We start from the raw sequence: 21692 nt of genomic DNA on the forward strand, positions 1-21692 counted from the left end.
ATAAAGGGATAGACGATAATCGCTGGAACTCCTACAGTTGTAGGTGTACTAAAGGGAATCGTCGAAACCCCTTCCGCGCGTGAAACGCCCCTATCTCCTCACCCTCATTCCCATCGGACTCGCCCTCGGCTACGGCGTCGGCCAACTCGTCCCCCCCGCCACCTTCCCAAGCATCGCGGATCCCGCCCCCGACTCACACCAGCTCAGCCCAGCCCCCCTGCCTTCCGACCTGCGGCAGCTCTGGCGCGCCCGCTTCCTCAAAATCCTCGAAGAGCCGTCCTTCTCCCTGCAAAGCGCCAGCTACTACGCCGTCGCCCAGGACCTCTCCCTCCCAGACAAGCCCTACTTCCTCGAGGCCATGTATCCAGAAGGCTGGACCCGCTTCCGCGGCGACCTCCCCCTCGCCCTCTACATGGAGTGGGCGGAACGCGACCCCGCCAGCCTTGCCCCTTTCACGGAACACCTGCTCAACACGTATCCAGATCTCGAAGACAACCTCGACGGCGTCTTCTTCAACCTCGGCCTGCAAAATCGAAGCAGCGCCCTCCGCACCATCGAAGCCATCGATAACGAGGAACACCGCCGCTTCCTCGCCGTTCAGTTCATAGAGGGCATCCGCCTCGAACACCCCGAGCAGCTCTTCCCCACCCGGCTCCGGCTCCTCGGCCCCCAAGAAACCTACGCCGACCTCAGCCCCGCAGAACTCTCCCAAGCCGCAAGCGAATATTGGGACCACCCCGAAAGCTATCCCGCCGAAAGCATCGCCATCGATTCCATGCTCGCCCTCGAAATCGGGCGACGCTACCGCAGCCACGGCATCCAACGCCTGGCAAATACCTTCCAGCAAGCAACCGCCATCGTCGGCTCCATCGTCGCCACTGGCAGCGCCTCCGAAGCCCATTTCGCCCTGCTCCTCGAAAGGCCCAGCAATTGGGGACAAGTCAGCAAGCACCTCAGCCAATCCGAACAATACACCCTCCTCTCCTTTCTCAGCAAACAAGAGGAATTCTGGAGCGAAAACAGCTCCCACTTCAGCGCCGACATCATCAACAACGCCCTCGACCGCGAAATAGCAGCCCGCCTCCTCCGCCTCCCCCACCTCGCAAAACGGATACAAAGCTACGTCCTCGCCCACGCCGCCCGCCTCTACAGCAAAACCGAATTCACCCAGTTGATCGGCGAGCTCGACGCCGACGCAGGCCAGCGCGGACTCCTCAGCATGATCCAAACCGCTTCCGCAGCCGAAGGATCCGATCTCCTCGCCCAAATTCCCGCCGCATGGCGCAGCGAACAAGTGATAAACGCCGCCCTCGAACACTCCCTTCGCAAAGGAGACGTCGCTACCTTCGAAGCTCTCCGCTCCCAGTATCCAGAATCCAAACACTTCTTGCCCAGAGATTCCCAAATCGCAAACGCGCTCTGGCAGACCAACCCGGAACTCTACCTCAGCTCCATCGAATCCCTCCATGGATACAGCAAAGCTAACCACCTTAAGATGATCGCCGCATCCGCCGCGGAAGAGGAACTGAGCATGATCCTGGAAAGCGGCACCTTCGACCAGCAAACCGACGTATTGATATCGCTAATACACGAGATGCCCTACCTCAGCACCGAAATCCTCAAGCACGAAGACCCCGCCCTCATCAATCCCCAGCAAGCAACCCAAATCGGCGGCACCCTCGCCTACGGCGGAATGCCGGAAACCACCCTTTCCTACTTCGGAAACGTAGACCTCAGCCACAACAGCAGCCAACTCTCCCTCCTCCAATACTTCCTAACCGAAAACAACCTCGGTGCGACCCCAACCACTTCCCTAGAACTCGCCCAACTCTCCCCCCAACACGACTACCTCTACCGCACCGCGACAAGCCTCCAGCAAGATAGCGAAGACCCCGAGCCCCTGCTCGCCCTTCGCCAAGAAAACCCGGAAACCTTCATTCGAGCCCTCACCGCCGTCGTCAGCAACCATCCGCAAGACTCCCTCAAGCAACGAACCAAGCGCCTGCTCAGCTCCCCCCAGCTCTCCACCGCTGAAAAACTCCAGATCCACAACGCCCTTTACGGAGCTCCTTCCCGATGACCTCCCTCAAAACCATCGGCCTGCTCGCCGCCACCGTATCCAGTTTTTCCATCGGCTTCTGGCTCGCCCGAAGCCCAGCCAGCCCCACCCCAGCTCCTGAACAGCCGGCCTTCGCTCCGACCGCCCAAACAGACGCCCCCTACACCGTCCCTACCTACTATTTCCAGGACCCCTTCTCCCCTCGAGAGGAACTCAACGCCACCCTCTCCCTGCCCAACAGCGTAGCGCGCTACGGACGCATGATCGCCATCGGCTACCACGCCGCCCGCGAAAACCAACTGGAGAACCTAGCCAAGCTGTCCCCCGAAATCTGGGACTACTCCAACTACGACCTCCGCGGCGCCTTCCACTCCGAATGGATGCGCGCTTCCCCCAACACCTTCCTGCCCTACGCCGAGGCCAAATACCAGGAACTCGCGGAAGCGAAGCAAGAAACGCTCTTTCCCAGCTACCACCTTTCCTACATGGAACCCTTAGCCCTGCTGGATATCCTCCCCAAAATCCAGCACCAGCAGCTCAAGGCCCAACTGTGTAACAACCTTTTGGGTACACTCATAGAGCTTGATCCCAGTATGCTCTGGGAACACAAAGAGCTGATCGCCTCCAACCAAGCCATCATCGACGAGGCCAGCAGCAAAACCCTCTACGACCTAGCCCTCCAGTTTTGGGAACTATCCGGCTGGGAATCCCTTACCTTCGATAGCGAACTGCACGCCTACCTCGCCCAAAACCAGCTCCTAGACTACGCCGCCAAGCTCACCGGCTACGAAAAAACCCGCTTCGCCACCGAATACGCCTTAGCCCACCCCGCCGATGCCGCCCAGTGGGTCCGCGAACAAAACGAACTCCTGGAATTTGAATACGAATTCCAAGCAGAACACGCCTCCTTCTTCAGGAAGCTCTTCGCCACCGAAAAGTTCTCCGATTGGGAATACGCCGCCAAGTGGCTCTGCGAAGGCATCAGCGCCGACACGGACGCGGAAAATCAATCCGCCCTCTTTTCCACCCTCAAGGACTCCCCCCAACTCTGCCACCTCAGCAGCCTCCAAGAAGAGTTTTCGGCCTACCTCTTCCTCGTCGATAATCCCGACGCTATCAAAAACCTCTACCTCGAAATCGCAAACGATCACCCCCTCCTAAGCTTGCTCGAGCAGTTCATGCTCAAAGCCCCCGCCGACTACAGCGACGCCATCGTCGCCCGTACCACCCGAGAATCCCCGACCCCGGACCGCTTGATGCAAGTCCTCGAAATGGGAAATCTCGACGCTTGGCCCGACGCCTACTACCAAGCCGCCAAAGAAACCCTTCTCTCCCTCAGCGACGAAGATCTTCTCTGGAGCCTAAGCCCCGGCATGCTGCTTTCCGCCCAACAGATCGCTCCCGAGCGTATCCAAAATATACTTTCGACGGCCGACCCCAGCTGGCTGACCAACAGCCTTCACCACTACGAATTCGCTTCCAACGCCAGCATCCAAAACCTGTCCTCCCTGCCCCCACTCCTCCAGGACCTTCCACAGAAAGACGCCGAGAGCATTATGGCAACCGCCCGCAACCACGCTCTTCGCAAATCAGTCTTCGACCCGAACAAGCTCGCCTACCTGCAATTCGCCCAAACCCAAAACGAAACCCTCATCGTAGCCCAAAGCATAGAACTCGAAACCTACCAAAAGGACCCAGCTCTCAAAAAAGCCATCTCCGAAAACCCGCACCGCGACGACATCTACCTCGCTATCGCCAGCAACCACCTCGTTTCCCAGACCGACACCAACGACCCCAACATCACCCAAGCTTTCCAGCGAATCGAAACCGGGCGGAAATTGAGCAGAAAGCCCGCCTCCGAAATCGTATCCACGATCCAATCACTTCCTAGCTCCGAGCGATTCATCACCGCAAAAGCCGTACTCATGGCCCAAAACCAAGAAACGGGCGGCAGCCGCTCCACTCCGCTCATCGACCTCCCGATCTGGAGCGACACCGAGCGCGAACAACTTCAGGTCCTAGGCTTCACCCATCTCATCAACTACAGCATAGACTACCAAACCGACTTCACCTGGTAGCGAAACTCCGCCGCTTAATTAGGAAGCGTACGCGCCTCCGCCATCCGAGCTTTGACCCGGTAAAGCAAGGTACGCCCGCAGTTTTCTACGCCCCAGTTGTCGACCACGTTTAGCGTCGTTTCTGACGCACCGAGAAAAAGGACACCCTCCGGGTGTATGGTTCTCTGGATACTATCCAAGATTCTCTTGCGAGTCGGAACGTCGAAATAGATGAGCACATTTCGCATCATCACCACATCGAACACCGGCAAGCCTTCCCACCGGTCAACGAGATTCATCTGACGAAAAGTCACCATTTTCCTCAGCTCCGGCTTGATCTGCCATCCTTCAGCAACCTTGTCGAAGTACTTTACCAAAAAAGGCATAGGCAGCCCGCGGTTCACTTCCAGCTGCGAGTAGATTCCAGCACGAGCCTTTTCAATCGCTTTGCCGCTAAGATCGGTCCCTAGGATATTCACATTCCAACTACCGAGTTCCGGAAACTTTTCCCGCAACATCATGGCAATGCTGTACGCCTCTTGCCCCGTCGAGCTCGCTCCCGACCAGATGTCGATTCGCCGCTCCGACGCCCGTCGTGCCATTATCTCAGGAAGCAACTTCTTCTCCAGCGCCTCGAACGGATGCAGGTCTCGGAAAAAAAGAGTCTCGTTGGTGGTAAGAGCCTCAACCGCTAGCTTTTTCGTTTCGCTATACTCCGCCTCTCTCCGCATTTGCTCGATGTAACTGCCTAAGCTCTCATGCCCCGAGCTACGGGCCAAGGGACTCAAACGGGAAACCACCAAATACTCCTTCCCAGGATTCAGCACGATAGCCGCCTGCTCCATCGCCAGCTCGCTGATATATTGAAACTGTTCCTTGCTTAGCGACATACACACAGGAGCTACCATAGCTTGAGAGCCCCGTTTACCCGCTTCGAAATCTCATCCGCGATTCGGTCGAGCGGCAAAACGCTCTCTGCCAAACCTTCCTTCGCGAGAAAGCTCGGCATCCCCCAAACCACGCTGCTGGCCTGATCCTGGGCAAGCGCCAGTCCGCCCTGGTCGCAGATCTCCCGCGTACCCAAAAATCCATCACGCCCCATCCCAGTCATAACGACCGCGAGGGCGGACGCCCCGTAACACTCCGCAACGCTTCGAAATAGCGCATCCGCCGCCGGCCGACACGAATTTTCCGGAGGATCTTGGTTCAACCTGATAACATGCCTAACACCCTCCTTCTTGACCGTCATATGGTAGCCGCCGGGTGCCACGTAGGCATGGCCTGCCTGCAGGACTTGCCCGTCTTCCCCCTCGTGCACCGACATCACCGAACAAGCATCCAGACGCTCCGCCAAGGTGCGGGTAAAGATCGGCGGCATATGCTGCACGATCACCACCGGCACCGCCAAGGGCTCCTTCAACTGCTCGAAGACCTTAGCCAGAGCGTTCGGACCACCCGTCGAAGTTGCCAGTGCCACCACTTCGATCGGTTGCCGCTTTCTCGGGACCGCCGGGGCGCGACGTACTGGCGCCACCGCAACCGCTTCCTTCTTCCTTGGGAAGAAATGCCTGATCTTCGGGAGCAGCTCCCTCTGCAGCTGAGCCAAAGTCGCCGGTACGCCAATAGAGCGAGCTGGCTTGGCGACATAGTCGCTAGCCCCCGCTTGCAAGGCGTCGAAGGTTGCCTCCGCTCCCTTCACCGTCAGAGCGCTCAGCATGATGACCGGAATCTTGGGGTGCGTCTTTCGCAACTCGCGCACCATCTCGATCCCATCCATCTCCGGCATCTCCATGTCCAGCGTGATCACGTCCGGACTCACCTGGTTCACGCGCTGCAGAGCGATGCGACCGTTGGCCGCCACTCCCGCAGTCTCCATCTCGGGATCGCGGTCCACGACTTCCGAGACGATCTTGCGCATCACCGAGGTATCGTCGACCACGAGTACGCGAATCTTCTTCATAGCGTTTACCATCGCTCAGTTAAGCATGCCCATCAGGCGCATCTTGTCCTGAAACATTCCCTCGTCGAACGGCTTCATGAGAAACTCGTTCGCTCCCAGCTCGATCGCCTGCATCAGGTCCTCGGGCTTGTTGTGGGAAGTCACCATCATGACCTTGAGATGCTCAAACTCGGCGCACGCCCTAATCTCGCGGAGAAACTCGATCCCCGACATCCTAGGCATATCCCAGTCCACCAAAGCGATTCGTATCTCCGCCGGATCCTCCTCGCCCAATCGGGCGAGAGCGTCGCAGCCATCCTCGGCCTCCACCGTTTCGATATCAAGCTCCTCCATGAAATGGCAGAGCATCTTTCGAACGGTACGGCTATCGTCTATCACGATCGATTTCACAAATGTAGTTTATTTTTCGATACAAAGTAAACGCTTAGTTCCTCGAGTTCTCGACGATCGCCCGAAGCTCGGTAGACAGTTTCGCCAGCCCCTGAGCAGCCGTTAGGGTATCGTTCGCGCCTTCCGTGGTGTACTGCGCGGCGCTGGATACATTCACGATATTCTCGGAGATTTCAGAGCTTCCACGGGATGCCTCCGAAACGTTGCGGGCAATCTCGTTCGTGGTCGCCGATTGCTCGTCCACCGCGCTCGCGATCTCGTTTTGGATGTCGTTGATCCGACGAATGATCTCGGAAATGTCGCCAATCGCCGCAACCGCGCCCGACGCATCCGTCTGGATCGCCTCGATCTTCGACGAGATGTCCTCCGTGGCAGCCGCCGTCTGCTTGGCGAGCTCCTTCACTTCGTTGGCGACCACTGCGAATCCCTTGCCAGCTTCGCCTGCTCGGGCAGCTTCGATCGTCGCGTTCAGCGCCAGAAGATTGGTTTGCTCCGCGATCGAAGTAATCACCTTGATCACCTCTCCGATTTCGACGCTCGACGCACCGAGCTTGGAAACGGTCTCGTTCGTGGACGCCGCGACGCCTACCGCAGAGGCTCCCACCTGGGCCGCCTCCGCTGCGTTCTTTGCAATCTCCTGAACCGAAGCGCTCATCTCCTCGGCAGCTGTCGCCACCATCGAAATATTCGTCGCCACCTGCTCGGAAGCCGAACTCGCCACACCGGCCTGGCGCGCCGTGTCAGCCGTATTGTTGTTCATGCTTTGAGCCGTCGCCGACAGCTCTTCCGACGCGGAAGCCAAAGTCTGGGAGTGCTCGGCCACGAGAGCCAAGGTTCTCGTAAGCCCTTCTTCCGCCAGCTTCTTGGCCGTAATGTCCGAAGCGAACTTGATCACCTTGTTTACATTGCCAGAAGCATCGAAGCGGGGATTATAGGTCGCTTGTATCCAAAATTCCTTGCCGCCTTTCGCAAGCCGCTTGTACTCGCTCGTCTGGAATCGGCCATTGTTGAGGTCCGCCCAAAACTGGGAATACTCCGCAGACTTAGCATAGTCCTCCTCCACGAACATGCTGTGATGCCTGCCCTGGATCTCGCCCAGCGAATAGCCCACGCAGGAAAGGAAGTTGTCGTTGGCAGTGAGAATGATTCCCTTGTTGTCGAACTCAATAACCGCCTGGTTGCGATTCGCCTCCGCAAGCTGACGCTCGTTGTTAATGGATTCAACCTTAGACTCAGTGATATCCGTTGCGATTTTGATAACCTTGGATACACGTCCGACCTCGTCCATAACAGGAGCATACACCGCTTGTATCCAAATTTCTCTGCCACCCTTCGCTATGCGCTTGTAGCTGCTCGAAAACGACTTTCCTTCCTTCAGGTCAGCCCAGAAGGCTGCGTACTCAGCCGAACGAGCTTCATCGCTCGAAACGAAGGTGCGGTGGTGCTTGCCTACAATTTCCTCAAGCTCGTAGCCCATCGCAGCTAAGAAGTGCTTGTTCGCCGTTTGGATAATACCGCTGGTATCGAATTCGATATAAGCAAAGGCATTGTCGATCGCGGCCAGAATCCCCTTCGCGTTTTGGCGCTCGATCTCCGACTCGGTAACGTCGTATCGAACTCCCAAGTACTTACGGGGCTTTCCGTTCTCTCCCATCACCGGAGCGATAACCGCGTCTACGTAGTAAGGCGTTCCATCTTTCTTCTGATTCTTGACCATGCCTCGGAATATCTTCCCCCGACCAATGGTCGACCACAGCTCCTTGAATACGCTCTTGGGCATATCGGGGTGGCGCGTCTTGTTGTGGCCTTCTCCAATCAGTTCGTCGCGGCTATATTGAGAAACTTCGCAAAACTTGTCGTTGCAGGAAACGATGCGACCTTTCAAGTCCGCCTCGGAAACAATGCTCGTCATGTCCGTGATGGCAGCCTTCACCTTCAGCTCCGCCACCGCTTCCCAGTCGATCGTATCCGATTCGAAAGTCTTCTTCAGCCCAGCGCACACGGATTGCAAAGAGCGGCCCAAGTCTCCGATCTCGTCCTTCGCGTTCGTTTCCAAAGCATTCTCAAGCTTGCCACTCGAGAGCGCTTCGATCGCATCCGCCGCCGCCTTTATGCGACGCGCCATAGGAAGCGCTACCAGATAATACATCACCGCCACACCTATCGCGATCGCCACTGCAGATAGCGCAACGATACTAAGAGTTTGTAATTGGAATTGCAGCGCTATGAGAACTGCAAGAACGGGCAAAGCAATGAGCAGGGCTGAGGGTAATATTAGTTTAGTTCCTAATCGCATGGTATAGTGGGTCTGAGTTGTTTTAATACTAAAGTGTTGGAGTTGAGGAAAGGGAGGCTGTCGCCTCCGCGTCGAGAACATGCAGCAGCGTTCTCTCTAGCTTATGCACGCCTTTGATATAAGGCCGAACACAAGCGGGAACATTGGCTGCAGTCTCTTCAAAGGTGTCATCGGAAACGTCGAGAACGTCGCCAACCGAATCGACCAAGAGCGCCGCTTCTACCGTCCGCGTGCGGACGATGATAAGCATCTTGCCTTCGGTCCCTTCGTCAGCGTCATCCGGCAAGCGAAACTGGCGGCGAAGATCGATGGCGGAAAGGATCTGCCCCCGCAGATTAAGCAACCCTTCAATCTCCGCAGGCGCCAGCGGCACCGGCGTCAAAGCCGGACACTTGATCACCTCCTGGACCGAGAGAACATCGATCCCTAGATGGAGGGAACCGAGACGGAACGTACAAAGTTGTATTGAATTATCCATGACACAATGCAGATTCAGGGAGCTCCTTTAGTCCGGTTCTTACTAGGATCGCATCAACGTCGACCAGATCCGTAATCCGGCCGTTTACGAGCGCGGATCCTTTGATATAAGGCCGAGAGCCGATATTCTCTAGCTTGAGCGTTTGCTCCACGATATCGCGATTTTCTCCCACCACGATACCCAAGTAGCGTCCTCCGCACTTGTACACGATCACCTGCTCGCGGGTCGCTCCTTCGAAACTGGTCTCGAATCCCAGCAAATCACCAAGCCGAAGCAGTTGCATGATTCCTCCGCGGTAATGAACCGACTCGATGCCGCCCGAGGTTTCGATAACGGAAGGATCGAACTCCTCGAGACGTTCCGCCGCCTCAAGCGGGACCGCCAAATTCTCCCAGCCCGGTAACGAAAATAGGATAAGCGGCACCTTCTCTCCCGTATCCTGCGGTTCCTCGATCTCGTTCGAGAGCGCTTCGGCTGACTTCTGAGCAGCCCCTAAAACGCCCGAACGGGAAGCGACGCCGACCGCGTCGAGAATGATAGCGACCGACCCGTCGCCCATGATCGTAGCCCCCGCGTAAATCGGCATGTCCGCAAGCTGCTTGCCCAATGGCTTCACCACGATCTCCTCCGTGTCGCTGACCACATCCACCACCAGACCGTAGTCCTGGCTGTCGGCCCGCAACACGGCGATGCTTACCGAAGAGCGACTCACCGCCTCGCGGGCTGGAAGCTTGAGAAACTTGTCGAGGAAGACCAAGGGCAGCAACTTCCCCCGCAAACGAAAGACCGGCGTATCGTACACCGTCTCGATCGAGGTTTCCATGTCCTCCGCCTTGATGCGGACAAGCTCCACCAAATTCACCTGCGGAATTGCGAACCGCTGATCGCCGCTCTTCACGACAAGGGCAGCCACGATCGCCAATGTAAGTGGAATTTTGATACGGAGAGTCGTCCCCTCCCCGCATACCGAATGAATCTCTACCGAACCACCGATTTTCTCGATGTTCGTCTTAACCACGTCCATTCCCACGCCACGCCCCGATACGTTGCTCAGTTTCTCCGCAGTCGAAAATCCTGGCAGAAATATCAAATTGATCTTTTCACGCTCCGAGAGCCGACCCGCTTCTTCCACGTCGATCAGCCCCTTTTCCAGAGCCTTTCCGCAAATCTTGTTACCATCGATTCCAGCGCCATCGTCGACGATCTCGATGTTTACCTGGCCGGCTTCGTGAAACGCGCGCATCAGAAGTTGAGCCGACTCCGACTTACCCGCGGCCTTCCGAACTTCCGGAGATTCGATTCCATGGTCCACCGCGTTGCGAATAATATGCGTCAACGGATCCTTAATCGCCTCTATAATCGTGCGGTCCAACTCGGTGTCCGCCCCAAACGTTTCCAGCTCTACCCGCTTTCCCAAGTCGCTCGCCAGGTCCCGCACGATGCGCGGGTACTTGCCCCAGACCGTGCCGATCTGCTGCATGCGCGTCTTCATGATCCCTTGCTGCAACTCCGTAGTCACCTGGTTGAATCGCTGCGAAATCGCCGATACGTCGGACGGAGCAATCATTCGCTGGTAGCTAAGCTGCAAAAGCTGGTTTCTCGAAAGCACGAGCTCGCCCACCATATTCATCAAGCAATCGAGCAGCTCGACATCCACCCGCACCGTAGCGCCGGCGATCGACTCCGCTTTGCTCGCGACAGGGGCCGGTACGTTCACAGGCTTCGCTTCCTGTACCGTCTTTTCAACTACAGGTTCTTCGTCGTCGCCGAAAAGTCCCCAAACCGATTCCTCCTTCGCCTGCGCGACGCCAGCGCTTTCCTCCGCAAGCTCACCTCCAGCAACAGTCTCCTGCTCCGGCTCGTCGTCGAAGAACCCCCAGGCTCCGTCCGAATCTGTATCTACAGACTCAGGCTCCCGCGCCGCAGCTTCCTCCAACGGAGGCTCAAAACCGCTAGGCTGCTCCCCATTCTTGATGGCATCCAACACCGCCTTTAGCTCGGTGTAGTCTCCCGCCATCTCGTCCGATCCGCTCGATTCGATGACCTCCAGCATCGCCCTCAAGGCATCGGAAAGCTTCAATAGAGCATCCGCAATGTCCGGAGATGACTCGAGCTCCCCGTCGCGCATCAGCGACAACACGTTTTCCCCCGTGTGGGCAATGCTCTCGATGCGACTGAAGCCCAAACAGCCAGCCGTACCCTTTATCGTATGCACCACCCGAAAGACTTGATTGAGCAAGCTCGGGTCGAACTCCCCTTTCTCGATAACGAGAAGGTCTTGGTCAAAGGTCTCAAGACCCTCCGAGCTCTCAAGGAGGAAATCCTTAACCAGCTCGGCTTGAAAGTCGTCGAAGCTCTCGCTGCTCATAACGCTCGCCCCCTCAGTTCGGCAGCACTCGGGAAACAAGCGCCAGCAGTTGATCTTGGCTGAAAGGCTTCACGATCCAGCCAGTCGCTCCGGCCGCTCTCCCCTCGCTCTTCTTCGCCGCGCCCGCTTCCGTCGTGAGCAACACGATCGGTACCCGGCTGTAAGCCGGCAGCGCCCGCAACTTGCGAGTCAGCTCTATGCCGTCCATGCGCGGCATGTTAACGTCTGTTATGACTAAATCTACCGACTTGCCCTTAAGCTTTTCGTAAGCTTCCAGACCGTCTGCCGCTTCCAAGACCTGGTGGCCCGCGGACTTCAGGGTAAATCCAACCATCTTTCGGATCGTCGACGCATCGTCGACTGTGATTATCGTTTTCATATCGCTGCGTGGGTAAGTACCTAGTCACTCAGTGAAACAACTGAGAGGAGTGCCTAGTATCGTATCGATTCGGCGGAATATAAGTGGGTATTCCCAAAAAACCACCGCCCCCATAGTGCTAAATACTTATTTTACTCGGGAGGATCGGAAGCGCCTCCCTTCGGCATTTCCTATGTAATATCTACCCTATACTCGTATAGATAGGTAGTGAAAAGCTAAGGTCTTCTCCCTAAAACCGAGAACTCTTCCCATAAAATTCTGATAAATACTCAGACAACTAAGCGCTTTTTCCCACAAGTTCTTAAACGGAAGCCGAGCGGGTCGATCTCCTGCCCCTATGGACGCAGACTCCAGCACCCCGCATAACCACCTTCTTCTTGTAGACGACGACAGAAGCACCCGACGCATCGTCAGCTTCGTCCTGTGCAACCTCGGATACCAAGTGGAAGCCGCCGAGTCCGCCCTCGAAGCCCGCCAGCTCATCCAAAAATTCGGCTTCGACCACTTCGACCTCGTCCTGTCGGACTACTGGATGCCCGGGCAAAACGGATTGGAGCTGCTCAAGTATATCAGCAGCGAAGACCCCACCCTCTCCGTCATCCTCATGACCAGCGACGGAGAACGCAAAATCCTCGAAAAGCTGATCGAGATCAACGGTTGCGGGTTCCTCCAAAAGCCCATCATCAAAGACAACCTCAGGAAGTGCGTCGACGACGCCTCTGCCAAAACCCGACGCCTGCGACACCTCCGCGCCACCGAGTCCCAAGCCAACACCCTCGGCGAAAACCAACGGATCCTCCAGCAAAAGCAACTCAACGGCGAATGGGCCAACATCGAGTTCACCTTCAGCTCCAAATCGCAAGCCAGCGGCGACTTCGTATCAATTATTCCCCTACAAAGCGGTGAAAAAGTGCTGCTGCTCTCCGACGCCTCCGGGCACGAACTTTCCTCCGCCCTCCAGTCGAACTACTTCCACGGCCTCGCGCGAGGCATGCTCAAGCACGGAGCCTCCCTTTCCCAAGTGTTCGAGCACTTCAACGCCATCCTCCTCGAGGAATGGAACGACGACAGCCTCATCGGACACTCCCTCGCCGCCATCGCCCTCAACTTCAATAGAGAAGAGCAAAGCCTTTCCTTCATCAACGCAGGCGCCCCACACCCCTACTTCTCGAAAGCCGACGGATTCGCCTCCAAGGTTGGCGAACGCGAAAGCTTCGCTCCTCTCGGCTGGTTCGCCGACCCCTTCGAAACATCCCAGACCGACCTCGAGCCGGGCTACATCTGCGCCTGGACGGACGGACTGAGCGACCTCGCAGAAAGCATCGGCATCGACCCGCTCTCCCTCGCCGACAGGCTATTAAACAAAAACTTGAGCAGCTCCAGCCTTCTGTCCCAAGCCCAGGACGACATCGCCATCATACGCGTCACCCCGCCCTGCACGCCTGCAGACTTCCACCCCATGGTCCCCCTCATCTCCCTCGACTTGACCGGCGACCAAGTTGGTCAGATCGACCACATACAAGCCTACTGCGAGAAAAGCATCCGCATCGTCGCTCCCCAGATCGACTGCGCCTACCTCGCCGACCTGCTCGTTTGCCTGCGCGAAGCCCTCATAAACGCCCTCCAGCATGGATGCCAGGCAAGCCCCCACAAGTCAGCCACACTAAGGCTCGCCCGCTCCCCGGACCTATCCAAAATCTCGATACAAATTCAGGACGAGGGCGATGGGCATGACTTCGACTGGGAAACCCACGCCCAAGCTGCAGCCGATACCCTAATCCCAGAACACCGAGGCCTCATCATGATGCACTCCATCCCCAGCAGGATAGACTTCTTCGAACAAGGCTCCCGCGTACAAATGGAATTCGAGCACGACACCTCCCTCAACTGAGCAAACGAAACGACCAAAATGAATCCAACCACCCACTCCTACAAAGCAGACGGCGATATCGTCAGCACAAACGCGAGCCAGCACTGGACTCGCCTAGAGTCTGCCATCCAAAACGTATCGGAAAACGAACTACTGGAAGTAGACCTGCGGGCCGCCAATATGGTAGATTCCGTTGGCCTTAACGTGATCGTTAAGACCATCAAGACCGTCGACGCCCGCAAAGCTCGCGTGCGCCTGCTCATCGGGAGCAAAAGCCTCAAGCGCATCTGCACCTTCACCCGTCTCGATCAAAAAGCGGAAATCGTCGGCCCCTAAACTACCGTGCTACAAAAAATCAAAGAACGAATCCACGCCAACTGGTTCTCCGCGACGCGCCAGCCCGCGCCTGCGCACGGCCTGTCCACCCATATCCGAAACACCATCGGAGAAGTCGAAAACGTCTTCCGCGGCATCAGCGACAACCTCGACCTCATCGACGAAAAGACCAAGCGCCTCCGCCAGGACTGCCAAATCCTCCTCGCCGCCGCCGGCGGACAAAACGAAAGCACCCAGCTGCTCTTCCGCGTCGCCGAAGCACTCGAAAGCCCCATGGCCTTCCTCACGAGCTGCCTCCAGGACCACCAGCGAAACCACGACCTCATGCTCGCCAGCCAGCAAAGCGCCGCCGACCTGCTGAAGATGCAGAACGACATGGTCACCTCTCTCGAGCCCCTCAAGTTCATGCTCGTCTTCTTCAAGATCGAAGCCTCCCAGCTTTCCGAAGAAAACCGCCAAACCTTCCACTCCGTCTCCGAAGAAATTTCGCGCCTCCACGTGCTCGTGGACGAAACCTTCCAGAAGAACATCAGAAACCTTCAGGACGCCCGCGACGCCATCCTGACCGCCGAGAAAAACTCCAAAAGCGAACGCGTCCTGCAATCCCAACGCATCTCCGACAAGCAGAGCGAAATCTCCCAAGCCATCGATTCGCTCAAAGGCCAAATCGAAGCCAACGCCAAAACCTCGGCCGACCTCGACATCCATACCAACAACTTCGAAAGCGCCATCGGAACCCTCGTCATGTCCCTCCAGTACGAGGACATCATCCGCCAACGCTGCGAAACCATCCTCAGCGACCTCGACCAAAAGCCGGACCACGTCTCCGACGCCAGCTGGCTCGTCCTCATGGCCAGCCAAATCGAAACCGCCGCCGAAGAGATCCGCCAATCCTCGAACGAGCTCAACAGCGGCCTCAACGCCATTTCCCACCAAGCCGAGGAGCTCTACCGCTCCGCCACCACCATGGACCAGTTCGAGCACATCACCGCCTCCGCCGACGGCATGGTCCAGATGCTGCTCGAATCCCTCGAATCCATCCGCGGCATGCTCGAGCAAAGCACCCAGCTCTCCCAAGACTCCCGGGAAGCCATCCAACCCGTACAAAACCTCACCAAAGAACTCTCCGCCGTCGTCTTCGAAGTCTCCATCAAGATACAGTTCATCGCCCTCAACGCCCAAGTCCGCTCCATCCAGGTCGGCGAAGGAAGCGGCCTCGAAGTCCTCGCCGCCAGGACCGCCGATATCTCCACCGAACTGCGAACCCTCGGCGACAGCACCGCCATCCAAATCAACGAACTCCACCAAGCCGTCGACGAACTGGTCAACACCATCGACGCCGAATGGAATGGCGGAAAACAACAGCTCGCTTCCGTCGAAGCCCAAAGCCCCGCCCTCGAAGCCGAACTGCACGCCCTGCGCGACAGCACCCTCAACTCGCTGGAAATCGTCGCCAGCCTCAGCGAAATGGTCGCCAGCTTCTCCAACGACGACGCCGAACGCCTCCACCAGCTCACCCTCCAATCCGACAAGCTGGAAGCCTTCGCCCGAGACCTCAGAGCCCAAGCCAATCTCGACCAGCTGAAACCTCGAGCCCGCCAAAAGGTCGACGCCGAAATCCAAGCGCTTCTCTCCGACAAACAAGGAGCCATGCACACCCGCGTCCACAACGACAGCCAATCCCAATCCTTCGACCTCGGCATCGGCGCCCACCTGCAAAACCGAGCCACCAGCTCCAAGTCCCTCACCTCCGACAATATCGACCTCTTCTAAAGGCGCCCTCCCCAAGGAACAATATCGGCCGCACCTAACTCCAAGCTAGTATCGCAGGAACTGCCGTGCCAATATACGAGGCACGCATTCCCCCATGAACCGTCGCCCGATTCCACCAGCCGTCGCCATCGCCCTCAGCGCCGTGATCATCGCCCTCACGGTGAACCTATGGCTGAGCACGAATTCGACCGACTCCGAACAAACGAGCCGCTCCTCTAAAACGCCGCCCCCTTCCCCCCACGAGACCTCCCCCCAGCAAGCCGACGCCTCGCTCCCCGAAGAATTCCCCTCGGACGCCAACGAGCAGCTCCCCGAAGCCGCCATCCCCAACGAACGCGTCCTCACCTTCGCCAGCGACTCCGACTACCGCGCCTTCCTCGACACCCTCCCGCCCGGCGTTCGCCTGCTCGCCCAAAACGACCGGCTGCTCTCCGTCCGCGTCCAAGTCCCCAGCTCCTTCGATAGCAGCGCCTTGCCCGATTCCGCCCAGAGCGACTTCAACTATACCCTCCTCACCCCCCAGCCCATCCTCACCGACACCCTGGCCGCCGACAAATCCTTCGGCGATTCAGCCCTCTCCTTCATCAATGGCCTAAACGCCAACCCCACCGCCGGCAAAGGAATCAAAGTCGCCGTGCTCGACACCGGTATCCGCTCCCACACGACACTCGACCCGCATAACCTCCAGCAACTCGGATTCTCCGACCCGCAAAGCTACCTCTCCCACGGAACCGCCGTCGCATCCCTCATCGCCGGACAAGAAGGCATCGGCATCGCCCCCCAAGCCGAACTCCTCGGCATCCAAGTTCTCGACACAGACGGTATCGGCGACGCCTTCAGCCTCTCCGAAGCGATCGTCCAAGCCGTCGACGCCGGAGCCAATATCATAAACATGAGCCTCGGCAGCTACGGCAGCAACCAAGCCCTCGCCAACGCAGTCGCCTACGCCGAATCCCAAGGCGTCGTGCTCGTCGCCTCCGCCGGCAACGAAAGCGTCGCCGCCCTGCCCTACCCCGCCGCCTACGAATCCGTCATCGCCGTATCCGCCATCGACGCCGATGGACACCCCACCTCCTTCGCCAACCAAAGCGCCGCTGTCGATATCGCCGCCCCCGGAGTCGGCGTCTACGCCGCTTGGGAAGACGAAAAATGGATAAGCTTCACCGGCACCTCCGCTTCCGCCCCCTATGTCTCCGGAGCCATCGCCGCTCTAAGCTCCACCCTGGAAATTCCCGCCACCGAAGCCGCCGCCATCCTGCTCGCCAACGCCAACGACAGCGGACTCCCCGGCCCCGACTCCCAACTCGGTCGAGGATACATAGACCTGCAACGTAGTTACAATTCCGCTACAAGCTACACCGACCTCGCCCTCGCCGATATCTACCTCGTGCCCCCCGCAGGAGAAGGCGACCCCTACTCCGTCCACCTCACCGCCCAAAACCGAGGAACCGAAGCGCTCCCCGCCGCCAACCTCCAATACACCCTGCCCAACGGAATCACCCAAAACATTTACCTCGGCGCCCTCGAACCCGGCGAATCCGCCAGCCACACCCTCGCCGTCGATCCCACCGCCCTCGAGCTCGGCTACGAAATCACAGCCCAAGCCGAAACCCGTAGTTTCAAGAAGGATACAAACCCCGAAAACGACACCAAATCCGTTCGCCTCACCCTCCCGAAAAACGAGTCTCCGTAGGGCTGACACTCGCGAGAAGCCGCATTTCCCTTTGCCCCGCTGCGTGGCGACAAGCGCCAGCTCCATGGTAGATCGCTCTTTCTGGAAGGAGCACTCGCCCCCTTATCCGATTCCAAAAAGAGAGGAAAAGCGAAAGAGTCGTGAACCAAAAGAAAAAGGGCGAAGGATAGAATCCTTCGCCCCGTAACGTATTCATAAAGTCGATACCCTAGGAATCGGATTTCGCGATCGCAGTTTCCAACTGCTCTTCCTCCGCTTTCGTATCCGCCTTTTCCTTGAGCAAAGCGCTCAAGCCTTCGGCCGACTTCGGATCCAGCCCGAGCTCTTCGAGCATCTTGTCCACCAACGGCAGGTTCATGCGGTAACCCAAGGCCGCGTCGACTAGCTGGTTCGGCAATCCGCCGCCGCTGCCAGCCGCAGTCCCGTTGGAGCCGTTCCCGCCAGCAACGCCGCCGAAGCCGTTGGCCTGCAGAATCTTGATGCTGTCGATCTTCTCCATCGGCTTGACGCTCGCTTCCATGATCTGAGGAGCGACTTGAGCCAAGATCTTGCGCAGCTCGAAACCGATCAGTTCGGAACTGAGAATATTCTTCGCCTCGTTGATCGCCTTCTCGCCGTACGCTTCCACCTCGAATCGCTTCTGGTCCGCTTCCGCGATGATGCGGATCTTTTCCGCAGCCGCCTTCGACTCCGTCAGCACCGCTTCCGCCTTGTCCAAAGCCGCCTGCTTGTCAGCTTCCGCCGCCACCGTTACGTCGATCGCCTGCTTCTCCGCTTCCTCGCGGGCCTTGATCAACTCGATCTCCTTCTTACGATTCGCAATCGCAGTCTCGCGCACCGTGACAACCTGCTCCTCTTCCTTCACGAACGTGGACCGAGCCTTGGCTGCCTCAGCTTCCGCTTGCGACTTCTCCTCGGACTTCTTCGCCACGATGATCGCCGCTTCCTGGCCGCTTACGTCTACCGAACGCTTACGCTGGATATCCGCTTCTTCGATACGACGCTTCGCTTCGATATCGCGCTCCTCGACCGCTTGACGCGAGAGGATGTCCGCTTCCTTAACCGCTTGCTCGGAAGCAATACGCGACTCTTCCGCTTCCCGCCTGCGAATCGCGTCTTCCGTCTTGATACGGGCCGACTGCTGGGCTGTCGCCATCTCCACCTCGCGCTGCTGATCGAGGCGAGCAAACTCTTCCGCTCGCTTGATCTCGAAGCTCTGCTTAGCCGCATCGAGGTTCTGATTCTCGATCTTGATGCGCGTCTCCTGCTCGATCCGGTTGCGCTCCTCGCGCTTCGACTCCGTGATCAAAGTCAACTTGGCCAAACCTTGAGCATCGAAGGCATTGTCTTCCTTGAAGTACTCGCGCCCCGTCTGGTCAAGCGCAGTCAAAGAAACCGACTCCAGCTCCAAACCATTCTTGAGCAAATCCTCGCTGAGCGACTCCTGCACGGACTGGATGAAAGAAGCGCGCTGCTCGTGCAACTGCTCCATCGACAATCCAGCCGCCACCGAACGCAGAGCGTCGACGAACTTGCCCTGCAGCAACTCCTTCAAACGTTCCGGCTCCAACGTGCGCTCGCCCAAAGTCTGGGCCGCCTTGGCGATCGACTCCTTCTCGGGCTTCACGCGAAGATAGAACTCCGCCGTCACGTCGACACGCATGCGGTCCGCTGTGATCAAGCCCTCCTCGTTCTTGCGGTCCACCTGCAGGCGCAGGGTGCGCATGTTCACGAGAATGATTTCGTGGAAGACCGGCCACTTCAGGCCGCCCCCGTCGAGAATAACTTTTTCGCCGCCCATACCAGTACGGACGAAAGCGACTTCCTTGCTCGCGCGCCGATAAAAGCGAGAGAGGATGAAAAGGAAGGTAAGGATGAGGATGAGGCCTAAGCCCACAACTCCGGCTAGTGACGATAGATCAAACATAATATTTTATTCTTCTTCTAAGAGGGGATTTTTATTTTCTATAACAGTGAATATACCTTCCGTACGGCGGCCTACGATGAGCAGGTGGTCGCCTTTTCCGAAGGACTTACCTTCGTTGTCCGCGACGACGTTGATATAGTGAGTTTTCCCATCCGGTCCTACCACCTTTGCCTCGGCTGCTCGCTCATGCGTCGCGGTACCGATCAAGATCGTAGCCATCCGGCCAACAAACGTACCTGCGGATATTGCAGCCGTTTCGTCCTTAGGGAGGATCTTTTCCAGAATCCCATTTCCAAATCTCAGTAGTGGAAGCGTAACTACAAAAGATCCTCCCGAAGCAAGAACCCCATTCAGTCGCGATCCGCTCAACTCGAAAATCGCCATCTGGCCGTAAAGCCCGATAACCGAAAACAGGAACAGAAAGAGTATAAAAGTGAATACGAAGGGCACACGCCCGAGCTTCAGCATCGACATGACGCTGTCTATAAAGCTCGGGGAAACGTCGCCTAAGTTCAGATCCGTATCGACGTCGATGTCGATATCCGGCAGCAAGCTGTCCAGGAATCCAAACGGCTCCATTCCCACCACCACGCTAATCGCCTGAACCAGAAAGATCAGCAGAAAGAGGCAGAGCGTTACCAAGAAGACCCCGTTCTCCGGAGCAAGCAGGTTTTCAATCATGGGCCGACTCCCTTTCAATCCGCTCTTCGAGAGCCTTCAGCTTGGCCTCGATCTTGGCATTGCGGCTGAGATTCGCCAACTCCACCAGCTTCGCGCTCTCGCGACTGTTGGACTTGAGCGAACTCCGGTTGATGCCTGTCGTCCGGTGGATCACCCGCGAGAAAACGCCATCCGCCCTCTCCGCTTTCCAAAGGGCGGAATCGGGCCGAGCAAACTCCGCATCCGTATCGGATACCGGAGCCGCGTCCCGCTTGCGGCTGTCAATGAACTCCTGCAGCTCGTCTTCCATCTCGTTGCGCTTGGCGATCAGGCCCGTGAGGGCTTGGCTATGGTCGGACTCCTGCTTGGACAAACGTCCCAGCTGCCCCTCCAAAGCGGGTAACTGGTCCTCGATATCCGTCTGCCGCGCCAAGGCGGACTCGACCAAGTCCTTGCGCCCTTGATTATAGGCCACCACCACCTGCTCCTCCAGCTCGGCATGCTCATGGTTGAGCCGTGCCATCGTTTTGGATACATGATGCTTTTGAGCGGTGATCCCGCCAAGCGCCGCCCGCACTTCGTCCAACACGTGATCCACTTCCGAAATGGCTTGCTCCAATACCGTCTCCGGAGCGAGCCCTTCTATCTTCGAAACGATCGAATAAGCGGTACCCGTAATAATTCTGCCAATACGGCTGGAGATACTATCATTCATAATCTGCATGGGTTAATATTTCTTTCAAGTCTGGCGGCTCAGCTCTACCAGTTCGCTGATCGTCTTCATCTTGTCCTTCAATATTGTGGGGTTATAAGTGGGGGACTTCTGAGTTATGCCCATACGCAACACGCTCTCGATAAGTCCCATCACCAGCTTTAGCTGCCGCTCCTCTAGAGCGAGCAGCGCCGGCAACTTCTTGTCAGACTTTTTGGGTACGTTCGCCGTTATACACAGGGCCAACATCTCAGGGAGCACCTGCAGCAAGCGGTCCAACAGCTCCGAACTCACGCTCGCCTCAAGCTCCGCCTTCTTGATCTCCTTGCGCGAGGGCTCGAGCAAGCGGTTCAACTCCGCCAAGCAATCGGAATAGTCGTTCAAGCTCTCATGGTAGGAGCGGAAGAAGGACAGCACGTAGCGGAGCTTCTCGCTGGCCGTGACCTTTCCGTCGACCGGATACTCCATCAAAAACTGGAAGTCGTCCTCGGTCACACGGCCGCTGATCGGCACCGTCGCTTTGTTTTCGTTCACTATCGGGTTTTGGCTTAGGGTAACAGTTTCGAACGCGGTCGCCGCGCTCGGATTTCAAGAGTGGGATACACGGAATACGAATCCGAGGTTACGTATAATTATTCTACAAATGCGCTCAGTCAAGAGATTATACCTACGTGACCTCTTAAAAGTACGTACTCGTGTCAGCCGAACATTCGACATTGCCAATCGCAGCCGTA

17 protein-coding genes are annotated in these 21692 nt (G+C 57.5%); 6 read left to right on the top strand and 11 right to left on the bottom strand.

The genetic code is table 11. The features are described from left to right. The first annotated feature begins 79 nt into the window (after positions 1–79). Entirely contained in the window at positions 80–2080 is a 2001-nt protein-coding gene (locus QEH57_RS11280; protein WP_309006833.1) for a hypothetical protein, read from the top strand. Further along, positions 2077–4137 (top strand): hypothetical protein, encoded by a 2061-nt coding sequence (locus QEH57_RS11285; RefSeq protein WP_309006834.1) that lies wholly within the window; start codon positions 2077–2079, stop codon positions 4135–4137. The genes QEH57_RS11280 and QEH57_RS11285 overlap by 4 nt, the downstream gene beginning before the upstream one ends. A gap of 14 nt (positions 4138–4151) precedes the next feature. Here QEH57_RS11285 and QEH57_RS11290 read toward each other — a convergent pair whose 3' ends face one another. The 7 genes from QEH57_RS11290 to QEH57_RS11320 form a co-directional block, all read right to left on the bottom strand. Continuing rightward, positions 4152–5006: a protein-glutamate O-methyltransferase CheR gene (locus QEH57_RS11290; RefSeq protein ID WP_309006835.1), complete on the bottom strand. Its 855-nt coding sequence runs from the start codon at positions 5004–5006 to the stop codon at positions 4152–4154. 11 nt (positions 5007–5017) lie between these two features. Continuing rightward, complete coding sequence (locus QEH57_RS11295) at positions 5018–6076, bottom strand: chemotaxis response regulator protein-glutamate methylesterase (RefSeq protein ID WP_309006836.1); 1059 nt, start codon at positions 6074–6076, stop codon at positions 5018–5020. Positions 6077–6091: 15 nt separating this feature from the next. Further along, positions 6092–6466: a response regulator gene (locus QEH57_RS11300; protein ID WP_309006837.1), complete on the bottom strand. Its 375-nt coding sequence runs from the start codon at positions 6464–6466 to the stop codon at positions 6092–6094. 34 nt (positions 6467–6500) lie between these two features. Next, the gene (locus QEH57_RS11305; protein WP_309006838.1) at positions 6501–8591 is read right to left on the bottom strand and encodes a PAS domain-containing protein; all 2091 of its coding nucleotides are present in this window, start codon (positions 8589–8591) and stop codon (positions 6501–6503) included. A 199-nt stretch (positions 8592–8790) separates the two neighbouring features. Further along, on the bottom strand, positions 8791–9240 hold the full coding sequence (locus QEH57_RS11310; protein WP_309006839.1) for a chemotaxis protein CheW: 450 nt from the start codon (positions 9238–9240) through the stop codon (positions 8791–8793). Continuing rightward, positions 9233–11608, bottom strand: a complete 2376-nt coding sequence (locus QEH57_RS11315; protein WP_309006840.1) for a chemotaxis protein CheW — start codon at positions 11606–11608, stop codon at positions 9233–9235. The genes QEH57_RS11310 and QEH57_RS11315 overlap by 8 nt, the downstream gene beginning before the upstream one ends. Positions 11609–11621: 13 nt before the next feature. Further along, positions 11622–11987 carry a response regulator gene (locus QEH57_RS11320; protein ID WP_309006841.1) on the bottom strand — a complete coding sequence of 122 codons (366 nt, stop codon included), beginning with the start codon at positions 11985–11987 and terminating at the stop codon, positions 11622–11624. Between the two features lie 337 nt (positions 11988–12324). On the opposite strand from QEH57_RS11320, the gene QEH57_RS11325 reads away from it, so the two are divergent. The 4 genes from QEH57_RS11325 (at position 12325) to QEH57_RS11340 (ending at position 17659) form a co-directional block, all read left to right on the top strand. Then, positions 12325–13878, top strand: coding sequence for a response regulator (locus tag QEH57_RS11325; protein WP_309006842.1), 1554 nt, complete (start codon positions 12325–12327; stop codon positions 13876–13878). An 18-nt stretch (positions 13879–13896) separates the two neighbouring features. After that, positions 13897–14193 (top strand): STAS domain-containing protein, encoded by a 297-nt coding sequence (locus tag QEH57_RS11330; protein ID WP_309006843.1) that lies wholly within the window; start codon positions 13897–13899, stop codon positions 14191–14193. Between the two features lie 6 nt (positions 14194–14199). Next, positions 14200–15966, top strand: coding sequence for a hypothetical protein (locus QEH57_RS11335; RefSeq protein ID WP_309006844.1), 1767 nt, complete (start codon positions 14200–14202; stop codon positions 15964–15966). Between the two features lie 94 nt (positions 15967–16060). Further along, positions 16061–17659 (top strand): S8 family serine peptidase, encoded by a 1599-nt coding sequence (locus tag QEH57_RS11340; RefSeq protein ID WP_309006845.1) that lies wholly within the window; start codon positions 16061–16063, stop codon positions 17657–17659. 208 nt (positions 17660–17867) lie between these two features. Here the strand turns inward: QEH57_RS11340 and QEH57_RS11345 are convergent, their stop codons facing one another. From QEH57_RS11345 to QEH57_RS11360, 4 genes are read right to left on the bottom strand one after another with little or no spacing between them, the layout of a single operon-like run. Next, the gene (locus QEH57_RS11345) at positions 17868–19586 is read right to left on the bottom strand and encodes a flotillin domain-containing protein (RefSeq protein WP_309006846.1); all 1719 of its coding nucleotides are present in this window, start codon (positions 19584–19586) and stop codon (positions 17868–17870) included. Positions 19587–19592: 6 nt separating this feature from the next. After that, entirely contained in the window at positions 19593–20267 is a 675-nt protein-coding gene (locus QEH57_RS11350) for an OB-fold-containig protein (protein ID WP_309006847.1), read from the bottom strand. After that, positions 20260–20961 (bottom strand): PspA/IM30 family protein, encoded by a 702-nt coding sequence (locus QEH57_RS11355; protein ID WP_309006848.1) that lies wholly within the window; start codon positions 20959–20961, stop codon positions 20260–20262. The genes QEH57_RS11350 and QEH57_RS11355 overlap by 8 nt, the downstream gene beginning before the upstream one ends. A gap of 24 nt (positions 20962–20985) precedes the next feature. Further along, the gene (locus tag QEH57_RS11360; protein ID WP_309006849.1) at positions 20986–21492 is read right to left on the bottom strand and encodes a hypothetical protein; all 507 of its coding nucleotides are present in this window, start codon (positions 21490–21492) and stop codon (positions 20986–20988) included. Positions 21493–21692 lie beyond the last annotated feature (200 nt).

This window comes from Pelagicoccus sp. SDUM812005 (assembly GCF_031127875.1).
Lineage (GTDB): Bacteria > Verrucomicrobiota > Verrucomicrobiia > Opitutales > Opitutaceae > Pelagicoccus.

Coding starts and splice junctions, on each gene's coding strand:
- QEH57_RS11345 (WP_309006846.1), bottom strand. CDS start 19,586: ATGTTTGATCTATCGTCACTAGCCGGAGTTGTGGGCTTAGGCCTCATC.
- QEH57_RS11325 (WP_309006842.1), top strand. CDS start 12,325: ATGGACGCAGACTCCAGCACCCCGCATAACCACCTTCTTCTTGTAGAC.
- QEH57_RS11355 (WP_309006848.1), bottom strand. CDS start 20,961: ATGAATGATAGTATCTCCAGCCGTATTGGCAGAATTATTACGGGTACC.
- QEH57_RS11290 (WP_309006835.1), bottom strand. CDS start 5,006: ATGTCGCTAAGCAAGGAACAGTTTCAATATATCAGCGAGCTGGCGATG.
- QEH57_RS11305 (WP_309006838.1), bottom strand. CDS start 8,591: ATGGCGCGTCGCATAAAGGCGGCGGCGGATGCGATCGAAGCGCTCTCG.
- QEH57_RS11310 (WP_309006839.1), bottom strand. CDS start 9,240: ATGGATAATTCAATACAACTTTGTACGTTCCGTCTCGGTTCCCTCCAT.
- QEH57_RS11340 (WP_309006845.1), top strand. CDS start 16,061: ATGAACCGTCGCCCGATTCCACCAGCCGTCGCCATCGCCCTCAGCGCC.
- QEH57_RS11315 (WP_309006840.1), bottom strand. CDS start 11,608: ATGAGCAGCGAGAGCTTCGACGACTTTCAAGCCGAGCTGGTTAAGGAT.
- QEH57_RS11350 (WP_309006847.1), bottom strand. CDS start 20,267: ATGATTGAAAACCTGCTTGCTCCGGAGAACGGGGTCTTCTTGGTAACG.
- QEH57_RS11330 (WP_309006843.1), top strand. CDS start 13,897: ATGAATCCAACCACCCACTCCTACAAAGCAGACGGCGATATCGTCAGC.
- QEH57_RS11320 (WP_309006841.1), bottom strand. CDS start 11,987: ATGAAAACGATAATCACAGTCGACGATGCGTCGACGATCCGAAAGATG.
- QEH57_RS11295 (WP_309006836.1), bottom strand. CDS start 6,076: ATGAAGAAGATTCGCGTACTCGTGGTCGACGATACCTCGGTGATGCGC.
- QEH57_RS11285 (WP_309006834.1), top strand. CDS start 2,077: ATGACCTCCCTCAAAACCATCGGCCTGCTCGCCGCCACCGTATCCAGT.